Raw genomic sequence first — 12,208 nt, forward strand, 5'->3', positions numbered from 1 at the left:
GGACCACTGCCGGGCCGCCGGACTCGGCGACGGGGCCGTATTCGCGGGCGGTGACGGCGCCCAAGGGGGCCGCTACAACTGGGCCGTCGTCGACCTGGCCGAACCGCGGGCCGACGGCCACCGACTGCTGATCCGCCGCGACCATGGAGAAACCGGCTCCCGTCCGTACGCCGGTCGGTTGTCAGCCACGGCGGGCCGAGTGCGTCGGTCTACTGCGGACCGGAGTGGGAACGACCTCGGGTTCGGTGTTGGCAGCAGGGGCGTCGGGCGACTGGTGCGGCTGCGGGCCATACGGGCGCAGGGCCTCCCGGACAGTTGCGATAGCCCGGTCCACCGTGGAGTCCGGTGGGAGGCCGACGTCTGAGCGGAGTTGCTCGTAGAGATGTTCCTCCTGGTGGAGGGCTGCCAGTTCGCCGGTCCAGTCGATGTCATTCATCGCAGTTCGTCCCTGTGGGGCTTCGGGCCCCCGGTTCCGCGAAGCGTGCTGTGGCTGTGTCCCAGCCGACTCCATGACTGTACCGCTTTACGGTCAGCCGCAGGCAGGGCCTCAACGGCCCTGAGTTCCGGCGGCCGGGGCGGGGAGCGACGGATCAGGATACGGACGGACGCCACCATCGAGTTCGTCGGCAGCTTCCTCGCCCGCGAGGTATCAGCGCGGATCGGTGTGGATTGTCGGGCCGGAGCTGCCGGCCTCGCCTACGGCGTGCCCACACCCGGCATCGGCCTGCCGACCACCCGAGAAGCCCTCGCGTGCCCGGTGCGAGAAAAGAATCTCTACCCTCGTGTATCCAGCGGCCCCCCTGCCCCTCTGTTGAAGCAAGGACACAACGCCACCACGAGGCGACTGCTGGAGCGGCGCATGAAGGGAGTACGGAACATGGCCGGAGCCACCATCTGGAGTCTGCTCGAACCGAGTGCGCTGCTGGACCCCCATCCCATCTACCGTGAATGGTACGGACGTTCGCCGGTGCTGTGGAGCCCCGAAATCGAAGCCTGGCTCATCACCGGCTACGAGGAAGCGTTCACCGCACTGCGTGACGCCGAACGGTTCTGCCAGGACTGGCGCCGGGTCGGGGTGGACACCCCGGCCTCCCTGCTCAGCCTCCAGACACTCGACCCGCCCGAGCACACCCGCATCCGGCACCTGATGCTTGAGGGGTTCAAGGCCGCGGACCTCGAAGCCCTCGAACGCAGCATCCGAGCCGACCTCGACGAGTCCCTCGCCGAGGTCGAGGGGGCCGACGACTTCGACTTCGTCACGAGGATCGCCGAACCGCTCACCCTGCACGCCGTCACCCGGCTGTTAGGCGTCCCGCGCGTCGACCCCGACTGGTTCGTCCCGCGCTCGCACACCATCGTCGACGGCATGGATTCCAGCCTACGGCCCGAATGCTACGAGCCCGGGGTCCAAGCGCGCGCCGAGCTCTCCGCGCTCGTCGGCGAATGGTTCGATGCCCCGCTGCCGGAAGGGTTCACCGCCCATGTGGTGCGCCGCGCCAAGGAGGCCGGTGTCGAACGGGAGGTGCTGCACAACTCGCTGCGCGTCGTGCTCCAGGCAGGTTTCCAGACAGCGAGCCGATTTCTCACCGCCGGCCTGTACGCACTGCTGCGCATCCCACCAGAACTGCGCAGGCCGGTGGACAGCGATCTCGCCGTCAACGAACTCGTCCGGTTCGCCAGCCCCGTCCACGTCGAGAGCCGCGCCTGCGTCGAGGACACCGTGCTCGGCGGTCAGCAGATCCGCAAGGGCCAGATCGTGTCCATGTTCCTCGGTGCCGCCAACCGCGACCCGAGGGCGTTCGACGCCCCCGATGCGGCGCGCTGGGACCGCACCCCCAACCGCCACCTCGGCTTCGGCCGCGGACCACACGCCTGCTTGGGCGCCCAGGCAGCCACCGTGATCGCACGGATCGTGTTCGGCACCCTCGGTCACCGCTACCCCAACGCGCGGCTCGTCGCCGAGCCGCACCCGCGGCCCAACGTCACCGAACACGGGATGTTCGAGCTCCACGTGGCGCTCTGAGCCCCGGCCGCACCACCCCGAGTTTCGTCGCGGGGTGCGCTCCCGCATGGGGCGAGCCCCGCGGCGATGTGCCTGCCGTCAGCACGGAGAGGAGAGCATCATGCGCCACGTCCACTGACACCACTGACGCCGGGGCGGCCGCGACGCCGGGCCCGAGCAGAAGCGACTGAGTACCGCTCAGCGCAACGAGTACAGGTATGAATGCACCACCGAGCAGGACTTTTGGGGAACCTCGTGGGGCCCGGTGCACCAGGCCCCACGAGGTCACCTCACGAAAACACCACTGGGGGCAACCCGTGGCCCGGACGCTGACGTCCACCCGAGGGAACACCGGAATGGGGGCAGTGCTGCGCGTCCCCGGCATGCCCGCGGTCTTCACCGCACATGCCGTGTCCATGGCTGGCACCTTGGCCGCCGAAGTCGCCCTGTCCATCCTGGTCTTCCAGCGCACCAGCTCCGCGTTCCTGTCCGCACTGGTCCTCGTCTGCTCCTTTCTGCCATACGCCGTCGGCGGCACCCTGCTGTCCTCGCTGGCCGACCGATTCCCGCCCCGCCGCGTGCTGGTCTGCTGCGACCTGCTGAGCGCCGCCTGCATCGCCACCATGCTCATCCCCGGCCTGCCAGTCCCCGCGCTGCTCGCGCTGCTCCTCGTCACCGGGTTCGTCGCCCCGCTCTTCCAAGGAGCCCGCGCTGCCAGCCTGTCCCACCTGCTCGGCGCCGACCTCTTCCCGGTCGGCCGTTCGCTGCTCCGCACCATCAGCCAGTCCGCCGTCGTCTCCGGCTTCGCCCTCGGCAGTGTCCTGGTCGCCGCCATCGGCCCGCTGTGGCTACTCGCTTGCGACGCGACCAGCTTCTTGCTGTCCGCTGCGCTCATCGGCTGGTGCACCCAGGCCACCCCGGCCGCGGACCCCGACGGCGAACGCACCCTCCGCTCCGTCATCCCCGCCTCCGCAGACGGGCTGCGGCACCTTCGCGCCAACCCACCCCTGCGCCGCCTGATCCAACTGACCTGGGCCGTCCCCGGCTTCTCGGCGGTGGGCGACGGACTCGCCGTCGCCTACACCGCCCAGGCAGGCGCACCGGTCACCACGGCCGGAGTCCTCTTCACCGGCTACGCGGCCGGGACGGTCCTCGGCGAACTGATCGTCGCCCGGATGCGTCCCAAGACCCGCGGCAGCCTCGTGCTGCCACTGGTGCTGCTCTCCCAACTTCCCCTGATCTGCTTCGCATTCGGTCCACCTCTGCCCATGGCGGCGGCCCTTCTCCTGCTCTCCGGTGCTGGGTTTGCCTGCAATCAGGGAATCGACCCGCTGATTCTTGCGGGGAGCGAACCGGCTCTACGCGGACGGCTGTTCACCATCCAGACCAGTGGACTGATGACTGTGCAGGGTGTGGTCATCGCGGTATCGGGTGCGCTGGGATCCCACACTCGTCCAGGTCTCGTCATCGCCGCCTTCGGCGGTCTCGGTGCGCTCACCGTCCTCTGGCTGGCGTGGCGCAGTCCGGCGGCCAACTGGGGCGTTCGCTAGGCCCTCTTGCGGCAGTGGCCGCTTCTGGCGCCGTTCGTCGTGAACTGCTCGGGCGGCCGGAGTCGGCGGGACCAGATCGCGAAGACCGACATCGGGATCACGGGCGGCGATGGTTCCTATCGGCCCATCACCGACCTCGCCTACGCCACCGGTCTGACCCCTGATGGAGTCGCGGCGGTCAACGGCGACAGCGGCGGACCCGTCTTCGCCGGCGTCGGCGGCCCTGACCCTGGAGCTTGGACACCAGAGGCGCTTGGATCTTGATGGTCTGGGTGGTCAGGAATCCCGTACAGATGGCGATGAAGCACCATCCCGCCGAGTTGAAACCGGATGCGGTAAGGGCGAGTTGGCCGTTGGTCAGGAAGTGACCGCCGCTGGGAGGTCGGGTCGGGCGGGTAGGTGTCCGGCGGCGGTGGGCACGGTGAGGACCATGGTCATGCCGCCGCCGGGGGTGTCTTCGGCGGTGAGGGTGGCGCCGATGATCTCGGCGAAGCCGCGGGCGACGGCCAGGCCGAGGCCGACGCCCGCGCCGCGTGGGGCGTCGCCGTAGCGTTGGAAGGGTTCGAAGATGCGGTCCTTGGCGTCGTCGGGGACTCCGGGGCCGCGGTCGGCGACCCGGATTTCGACGCGGTCGCCCAGGGCGCTTGCGGAGACCAGGACGGGTTCGCCGTCGGGGCTGTACTTGACCGCGTTCTCGACGATGTTGGCGATGGAGCGTTCCAGCAGTCCGGGGTCGACGGCGACCATGGGCAGCTCTTCGGGGATGTCGAGGACGACGCTGTCGTCGGGGACTCCGCCGAGGGCCATCGGTACGACTTCGTCGAGGTCGATCTCGCGGATCAGGGGCGTGACGGTGCCGGTCTGCACGCGGGACATGTCCAGGAGGTTGCCGACCAGGTGGTCGAGGCGGTCGGCACCTTCCTCGATGCCCGCGAGGAGTTCGGCCTGGTCTTCCTCGGACCATTCGACGTCGTCGGAGCGCAGGGAGGTGACGGAGGCTTTGATGCTCGCCAGGGGGGTGCGCAGGTCGTGGCTGACGGCGGCGAGCAGGGCGGTGCGGATGCGGTTGCCTTCGGCGAGTTTGCGGGCGTGGTCGGCCTGGGACTGCAGGTGCTGGCGGTCGAGGATGACGGCTGCCTGGGCGGCGAAGGCCGCCAGGACGCGGCGGTCCTCGGCGGGCAGCACGCGGCCGGACAGCGCGAGCGCCATGTGGTCGCCGACGGGCATGTCGACGTCCGCATCCTCCGGGCGGGCCAGTGGGCCAGTGTCGCCAACGCTGCCGGAGCAGGTCCAGGGGGCCGTCTCGGACTCCCGCTCCAAGAGGGCCACGGCGTCCATGGCGAAGGTCTCGCGGACCCGCTCCAGGAGGGCGTCGAGGGTGGTTTCGCCGCGCAGGACGCTGCCGGCCAGGAAGGAGAGGATCTCCGACTCGGCGCGCAGGCGGGCCGCTTGGTGGGTGCGTCGGGCGGCGAGGTCGACGACGGAGGCGACCGAGACCGCCACCAGGACGAAGACGGCCAGGGCGAGGATGTTCTTGGGGTCCGCGATGGTGATGCGGTGCACCGGTGGCGTGAAGAACCAGTTCAGCAGCAGTGAGCCGAAGGCTGCTGAGGCGAGTGCCGGGAGGAAGCCACCGAGCAGTGCCGCCGCTACGGTCAGTGTCAGGAACAGCAGTACGTCGTTGGCGAGTCCGAGGTCCGTGTTGATGTTGGTCAGCAGCAGTGTCAGCAGCGCGGGTCCCACTACGCCGGCCAGCCATCCCCAGATGGTCCGGGAGCGGCCCAGCCCCCTGCTGCGGTTGACGGGCAGGCTACGGCCCTTGGCGGCTTCCTCGTGGGTGACGATGTGGACGTCGAGGTCGGGGCCGGAGTCGCGGGCGACGGTGGCACCGACGCCGGGGCCGAAGACGTACTGCCATGCCCTGCGGCGGGAGGACCCCAGGACTATCTGGGTGGCGTTCACGCCGCGGGCGAATTCGAGCAGGGCGGAGGGGATGTCCTCGCCCATGACGTGGTGGAAGGTGCCGCCGAGGTCTTCGACGAGGGTGCGCTGGACGGCGAGCTCTTTGGGAGAGCCGGCGGCCAGGCCGTCGCTGCGTCCGATGTAGACGGCGAGCACCTCGCCGCCGGCTCCCTTCTCCGCCAGGCGGGCGGCGCGCCGGATGAGGGTGCGCCCCTCGCTGCCGCCGGTCAGGCCGACGACGATGCGCTCACGTGATCCCCAGATCTTCGAGACGCCGTGTTCGCTGCGGTACTCCTGGAGGTATTCGTCGACCCGGTCGGCCACCCACAGCAGCGCCAGCTCGCGCAGTGCGGTGAGGTTTCCGGGCCGGAAGTAGTTCGAGAGTGCTGCGTCGACTTTGTGGGACTGGTAGATGTTGCCGTGGGCCATGCGGCGGCGCAGCGCGTGGGGGGACATGTCGACCAGTTCGATCTGGTCGGCGCGGCGCACCACTTCGTCGGGGACGGTTTCCTTCTGCCGTACCCCGGTGATCGATTCGACGATGTCGCCGAGGGATTCCAGGTGCTGGATGTTCACCGTCGAGATCACGTGGATCCCGGCTTCCAGCAGCTCCTCGATGTCCTGCCAGCGTTTGGCGTTGCGGGAGCCGGGGACGTTGGTGTGCGGGAGCTCGTCGACCAGGGCGACGGCGGGGGCGCGGTCCAGGACGGCGTCGACGTCCATCTCGGTGAAGGTGGTGCCCCGGTACTCCATCTCCTTGCGCGGGATCTGTTCCAGACCGTGGAGCATCACCTCGGTGCGCGGCCGGTCGTGGTGTTCTACGAAGGCCACCACGCAGTCCGTGCCGCGCTCCACGCGGCGATGCGCCTCGGAGAGCATCGCGTAGGTCTTGCCGACGCCCGGTGCCGCGCCGAGGTATATCCGAAGCTTGCCGCGTCCCACGTGGTCCCGCCTTTGAGAAGTTCTGTTCAGGGCACCAGGCCCGGGCCGTCAGGGCCCAGGGCCCGCCTGGTCAGGGGTCGAAGCGGTAACCCATGCCGGGCGCGGTGAAGAAGTGCTTGGGGTGCGCCGGGTCGGTTTCCAGTTTGCGCCTGAGCTGTGCCATGTAGACCCGGAGGTAGTTCGTCTGTGTGCGCTGGGAGGTGCCCCATACCTCCTCCAGCAGTTGGTGCCGGCCGACGAGTCGGCCGCTGTTGCGTACGAGCACCTCCAGCAGGTGCCACTCGGTGGGGGTGAGCCGGACATCGCGTCCGTCGCGCCGTGCCTTCTTGGCCGCGAGGTCGAGGGTGAAGGTCTCGGTCACGATCACCGGTGCGTCGTCGGACGGCTTCGCAGTATCGGTTCTGCGGGCGGCGGCGCGTAGCCGGGCCAGCAGTTCGTCCATGCTGAAGGGCTTGGTGATGTAGTCGTCGGCGCCCGCGTCGAGGGCGGTGATCTTCTCGTCGGAGGTCCGGCGGGCCGACACCACCAGGATCGAGGCCCGGTTCCGTTGCCGCAGTTCCTTGATCACGTCGATGCCGTCCATGTCCGGCAGCCCGAGGTCGAGCAGCACGACGTCCGGTGCGCTTGCGGCGGCCGAGCGCAGGGCCTGTGCTCCGTCGGGTGCGGTGTCCACGTCGAAGCCGCGCGCCTTCAGGTTGATCTCCAGAGCCCGTACGAGTGGTGGTTCGTCCTCGACCACCAGCACCCGGGTCATCGGTGTCACCTTTCTGTCGCTCTTACGTGACGAGTGCGGTTCGCGGGTGGTCGGGCCCCGACCCGACCACCCGCGACACCGTCACTCAACTCTTCGGTCTCTTACTCCTGCGGTGACTGATTCACCTCTTGGCGAGTTCCCTGACCGCGACGTTGAGTTTGAGGACGTTGACCGCTGGCTCGCCGAGGAATCCGGCGGTCCGGCCGGTGATGTTGTCCTGCACCAGCTTCTCGACCTGCGCGACGCTGAGTCCGTTGTGCTGGGCCACGCGTTTGACCTGGATCTCGGCGTAGGCGGGCGAGATGCCGGGGTCGATGGCGGAGGCCGAGCCGGTGACCGCGTCCTTGGGAACCTCGGACTGCGGCACGCCGTTGAACTCGGCGACCTGCTTCTTGGCCGCCTTGACGTTCTTGACCAGCTTGGGGTCGCTGGCGCCGAGCTGGCTGGAGCCGGTGGTCATCGGGTCGTAGTCGCTGTTGGAGGGGCGGCCCTGGAACCACTTGGGGTCGGGGTTCTTGGTGCCCTTGATGTTCCAGCTCTGGCCGATGAGTTCGGAGCCGACGACCTTGCCGTCGACCGTCACCTCGGAGCCGTTGGCCTTGTCGTGGAAGAGCCCCTGCGCGATGCCTGTGACGACCAGCGGGTAGATGACGCCGCACACGACCGTGAGGACCAGCAGCATGCGCACCGCGGCCCAGGTCAACCGGGCGGTGCTACGTACGGAGTTGTTCACGGCGGTCACCCGATTCCGGGGATCAGAGAGATGAGCAGGTCGATGAGTTTGATGCCGATGAACGGGGCGATGAGGCCGCCGAGTCCGTAGAGGGCGAGGTTGCGCCGCAGCATCTTGTCGGCGCTCATCGGCCGGTACTGCACGCCCTTCAGGGCGAGCGGGACCAGCGCGATGATGATCAGCGCGTTGAAGATGACCGCCGACAGGATCGCCGACTGGGACGAGGCCAGGCCCATGATGTTGAGCTTGTCCAGACCCGGGTAGGCCACCGAGAACATCGCGGGGATGATCGCGAAGTACTTGGCGACGTCGTTGGCGATCGAGAACGTCGTCAACGCACCCCGGGTGATGAGGAGTTGCTTGCCGATCTCGACGATCTCGATGAGCTTGGTCGGGTTGGAGTCGAGGTCGACCATGTTGCCGGCCTCCTTGGCGGCCGACGTGCCGGTGTTCATCGCCACGCCCACGTCGGCCTGGGCCAGCGCCGGGGCGTCGTTCGTCCCGTCACCGGTCATCGCGACGAGCTTGCCGCCGGCCTGCTCGCGCTTGATGAGGGCCATCTTGTCCTCGGGCGTGGCCTCGGCGAGGAAGTCGTCGACGCCGGCCTCCTCGGCGATGGCCTTGGCGGTCAGCGGGTTGTCACCCGTGATCATGACCGTCTTGATGCCCATGCGGCGCAGCTCGTCGAAGCGTTCGCGCATGCCCTCCTTGACGACGTCCTTGAGGTGGATGACGCCCAGGATGCGGGCGCCCTTGTCGTCCTCGACGGCCACCAGCAGCGGCGTGCCGCCGGCCTCGGATATCTGCTTGGCCAGCTGGTCGGCGTCCTCGGCCACGCGGCCGCCCTGCTCCTGGACCCAGGCGATCACCGAAGCGGTGGCGCCCTTGCGGACCTTGCGGCTGACCCCGTCCTCGACGAGGTCGACACCGCTCATCCGGGTCTGTGCCGTGAACGGCACCCACTCGGCGTCGACCAGTTCGCCCTGGTGCCGCTCGCGCAGCCCGTACTTCTCCTTGGCCAGGACGACGATCGAGCGGCCCTCGGGGGTCTCGTCGGCCAGCGAGGAGAGCTGGGCGGCGTCCGCCACCTCGGCCTCCGTCGTCCCGCGCACAGGCACGAACTCCGCGGCCTGGCGGTTGCCGAGGGTGATGGTGCCGGTCTTGTCGAGCAGCAGCGTCGAGACGTCGCCGGCGGCCTCGACCGCCCGTCCCGACATGGCCAGGACGTTGCGCTGGACCAGGCGGTCCATGCCCGCGATGCCGATCGCCGAGAGCAGTGCGCCGATCGTCGTGGGGATCAGGCAGACCAGCAAGGCGGTCAGCACGATCATGGAGGTCTGCTTGTCGGCGCCCGCGTAGAGGGCGAACGGCTTGAGCGTGACGACGGCCAGCAGGAAGACGATGGTCAGGGACGCCAGGAGGATGTTCAGCGCGATCTCGTTGGGCGTCTTCTGACGGGCGGCGCCCTCGACGAGGTTGATCATCCGGTCGATGAAGGTCTCGCCGGGCTTCGTCGTGATCTTGATGACGATGCGGTCGGAGAGCACCTTCGTGCCGCCGGTGACGGCGCAGCGGTCGCCGCCGGACTCCCGGATGACAGGCGCCGATTCACCGGTGATGGCGGATTCGTCGACGGAGGCGACGCCCTCGACGACGTCGCCGTCGCCGGGGATGATGTCGCCGGCCTCGCAGACCACGAGGTCATCCACGCGCAGCTCGGTGCCGGGGACCTGCTCCTCCGCGTCGCCGTTCAGGCGGCGGGCGACGGTGTCGGTCTTGGCCTTGCGCAGGGTGTCGGCCTGCGCCTTGCCGCGGCCCTCGGCGACCGCCTCGGCCAGGTTGGCGAAGATCGTGGTCAGCCACAGCCAGAGGGCGATCGCCCAGCCGAACCAGTCACCCGGATCCGTGACGGCCAGTGCGGTGGTGACCACCGAGCCGATCAACACCACGAACATCACCGGGGACTTGACCATCACCCGGGGATCGAGCTTGCGGAAGGCGTCCGGCAGCGACTTCAGCAACTGCTTGGGCTCGAAGAGACCCGCGCCGACCCGGCCTTCGTCCTTGTGGCCGGTCGGCACATCGCTGTGCGGCGCCCGGGTCGGGGAACCCGTTGAGCTGGCGGCCATGTCGTCCTCATGCTTCTGTGTCTGGTCTGTCCGGGTGGTCATGACGTCAGTCCCTCCGCGAGCGGGCCCAGCGCGAGGGCCGGGAAGAACGTCAGACCGGTGATGATCAGGATCGTGCCGACCAGCAGCCCGGTGAAGAGCGGCTTCTCGGTACGCAGGGTGCCCGCGGTCTCGGGGACCGGCTGCTGCTCGGCGAGCGAGCCGGCCAGCGCCAGGACGAACACCATCGGCAGGAACCGGCCCAGCAGCATGCACAGACCGAGCGTGGTGTTGAAGAACGGCGTGTTGGCCCCGAACCCGGCGAAGGCCGAACCGTTGTTGTTCGAGGCCGAGGTGTAGGCGTACAGCACCTCGGAGAAGCCATGGGGACCGATGTTGGTCATGGCTTCCTTGCCGTCCGGCAGGGCGATCGCCACAGCCGTGCCGATCAGGCACAGCGCCGGGGTGATCAGGATGTAGCAGGCGGCGAGCTTGATCTCACGCGTACTGATCTTCTTGCCCAGGTACTCCGGCGTCCGGCCGACCATCAGGCCGGCGATGAACACCGCGATGATCGCCATCACCAGCATGCCGTACAGGCCCGACCCCACACCGCCGGGAGAGATCTCCCCGAGCATCATGCCCAGCAGCAGCACACCGCCGGACAGACCACTGAAGGAGTCGTGGAAGGAGTTGACCGACCCCGTGGAGGTCATCGTCGTGGAGACGGAGAAGAGGGACGAGGCCCCCTCGCCGAACCGCTGCTCCTTGCCCTCCATCGCGCCGCCCGCGAGCTGCGAGGCGGTGCCCGGGTGCGCGTACTCCAGCCACGTCACGGCAATCACGGCACCGAACCAGATCAGGCCCATGGCCGCGACGATCGCGTAGCCCTGCTTGATCGAGCCGACGATCCTGCCGAAGGTCCGAGGCAACGAGAACGGGATCACCAGCAGCAGGAAGATCTCCAGCAGGTTCGAGAGCCCGTTGGGATTCTCGAAGGGGTGCGCGGAGTTGGCGTTGAAGTAACCGCCACCGTTGGTGCCCAGGTCCTTGATGGCCTCCTGGGAGGCCACCGCACCCGGACTGAGGGACTGCCCGTCACCGGTGAGCGTGGTGAGGTGGTGGATGTCGCCGAAGTTCTGGATCGCACCGCACGCCACCAGGATCACCGCGGCGACGGCGGCGAGCGGGATCAGGACCCTGACCGTACCGCGCACCAGGTCGGCCCAGAAGTTGCCCAACTCGCCACTGCGTGAACGGGCGAAGCCGCGCACGAGCGCGATGGCGACGGCCATGCCGACGGCGGCCGAGACGAAGTTCTGCACCGCCAGACCGGCGGTCTGGGTGACATGGCCCATGGCCACCTCACCCGAGTACGACTGCCAGTTGGTGTTGGAGACGAACGAGGCGGCGGTGTTGAACGCCTGGTCCGCAGTGATCGCCTTGAAGCCGAGCGACAGCGGCAGCTTGTCCTGCACGCGCTGAAGCAGGTACAGGAACAGCACGCTGACCGCGGAGAATATGAGGACGCCGCGCAGGTACGCCGGCCAGCGCATCTCCGCATCCGGGTTGGCACCGACACTGCGGTAGATCCACTTCTCCACGCGCAGGTGCTTCTTGGAGGAGTAGACGGCGGCCATGTAGTCGCCGAGCGGGCGGTGCACCAGGGCCAGCGCGACGATCAGCGCGGAGACCTGTAGCACATCAGCAAGAACGGGGCTCATGTCTGTGGCTCAGAACCTCTCCGGGAACACAAGGGCGAGGACGAGATAGCCCAGCAGGGCGACGGCCACGATCAGACCGATCAGATTCTCGACGGTCACAGCTTCGTCACCCCCCTGGCGACAAGGGCCACCAGCGCAAACACCGCGATCGTGGCGACCACGAAAGCCACATCGGCCACGTGAACTCCTCAGAAGAGGTTCGGTTGAACGGACCAGGAGAGCGAACCGCGAAGATGGCTCGTTCTCGACCACCATTGACGGGCTCCTTACGGCCACTAACGCGACATTGACGCGTTCCTAACGCCGTCGGGCGACACGGCGCGGCCCCCCTGACACAGCCCCCGCGAGGCCACTTCCGGCGGGTGGCGAACCGACAGATCATGCTGTCTGCGGCGCTGTCGGAAGGGGAGCGGCCTTGGACGCCCGGCTGTGG

Annotated in this window: 9 protein-coding genes; 2 read left to right on the forward strand and 7 right to left on the reverse strand. The window is 68.5% G+C overall.

Going from position 1 to position 12,208, the window contains the following annotated elements; all coding sequences use genetic code 11:
- Nucleotides 1-181: 181 nt before the first annotated feature.
- Complete coding sequence (locus K2224_RS16640; protein ID WP_221907284.1) at nucleotides 182-436, reverse strand: hypothetical protein; 255 nt, start codon at nucleotides 434-436, stop codon at nucleotides 182-184.
- 441 nt (nucleotides 437-877) lie between these two features.
- On the opposite strand from K2224_RS16640, the gene K2224_RS16645 reads away from it, so the two are divergent.
- A complete protein-coding gene (locus K2224_RS16645; RefSeq protein WP_221907285.1) occupies nucleotides 878-2,023 on the forward strand; it encodes a cytochrome P450 in 1,146 nt (381 codons plus the stop codon).
- A gap of 362 nt (nucleotides 2,024-2,385) precedes the next feature.
- Complete coding sequence (locus K2224_RS16650; protein ID WP_260693470.1) at nucleotides 2,386-3,552, forward strand: MFS transporter; 1,167 nt, start codon at nucleotides 2,386-2,388, stop codon at nucleotides 3,550-3,552.
- A gap of 357 nt (nucleotides 3,553-3,909) precedes the next feature.
- Here K2224_RS16650 and K2224_RS16655 read toward each other — a convergent pair whose 3' ends face one another.
- The 6 genes from K2224_RS16655 to kdpF form a co-directional block, all read right to left on the reverse strand.
- A complete protein-coding gene (locus K2224_RS16655; protein ID WP_221907287.1) occupies nucleotides 3,910-6,456 on the reverse strand; it encodes a sensor histidine kinase KdpD in 2,547 nt (848 codons plus the stop codon).
- A gap of 70 nt (nucleotides 6,457-6,526) precedes the next feature.
- Nucleotides 6,527-7,210, reverse strand: coding sequence for a response regulator (locus K2224_RS16660; protein WP_221907288.1), 684 nt, complete (start codon nucleotides 7,208-7,210; stop codon nucleotides 6,527-6,529).
- A gap of 121 nt (nucleotides 7,211-7,331) precedes the next feature.
- Entirely contained in the window at nucleotides 7,332-7,943 is a 612-nt protein-coding gene (gene kdpC / locus K2224_RS16665) for a potassium-transporting ATPase subunit KdpC (RefSeq protein WP_221907289.1), read from the reverse strand.
- Nucleotides 7,944-7,948: 5 nt separating this feature from the next.
- Nucleotides 7,949-10,114, reverse strand: coding sequence for a potassium-transporting ATPase subunit KdpB (gene kdpB / locus K2224_RS16670; protein WP_221907290.1), 2,166 nt, complete (start codon nucleotides 10,112-10,114; stop codon nucleotides 7,949-7,951).
- Nucleotides 10,111-11,775, reverse strand: a complete 1,665-nt coding sequence (gene kdpA, locus K2224_RS16675) for a potassium-transporting ATPase subunit KdpA (RefSeq protein ID WP_221907291.1) — start codon at nucleotides 11,773-11,775, stop codon at nucleotides 10,111-10,113. Before kdpA ends, kdpB begins: the two co-directional genes overlap by 4 nt.
- 9 nt (nucleotides 11,776-11,784) lie before the next feature.
- Nucleotides 11,785-11,874: a K(+)-transporting ATPase subunit F gene (kdpF, locus tag K2224_RS16680; RefSeq protein WP_221907292.1), complete on the reverse strand. Its 90-nt coding sequence runs from the start codon at nucleotides 11,872-11,874 to the stop codon at nucleotides 11,785-11,787.
- Between the last annotated feature and the right edge of the window lie 334 nt (nucleotides 11,875-12,208).

It is taken from the genome of Streptomyces sp. BHT-5-2 (assembly GCF_019774615.1).
Taxonomy (GTDB): Bacteria; Actinomycetota; Actinomycetes; order Streptomycetales; family Streptomycetaceae; genus Streptomyces.

Excerpts from the sequence above, each read along its gene's own strand:
- K2224_RS16640 (WP_221907284.1), bottom strand. The coding sequence starts at position 436 with ATGAATGACATCGACTGGACCGGCGAACTGGCAGCCCTCCACCAGGAG.
- K2224_RS16645 (WP_221907285.1), top strand. The coding sequence starts at position 878 with ATGGCCGGAGCCACCATCTGGAGTCTGCTCGAACCGAGTGCGCTGCTG.
- K2224_RS16650 (WP_260693470.1), top strand. The coding sequence starts at position 2,386 with ATGCCCGCGGTCTTCACCGCACATGCCGTGTCCATGGCTGGCACCTTG.
- K2224_RS16660 (WP_221907288.1), bottom strand. The coding sequence starts at position 7,210 with ATGACCCGGGTGCTGGTGGTCGAGGACGAACCACCACTCGTACGGGCT.
- kdpB (WP_221907290.1), bottom strand. The coding sequence starts at position 10,114 with ATGACCACCCGGACAGACCAGACACAGAAGCATGAGGACGACATGGCC.
- kdpA (WP_221907291.1), bottom strand. The coding sequence starts at position 11,775 with ATGAGCCCCGTTCTTGCTGATGTGCTACAGGTCTCCGCGCTGATCGTC.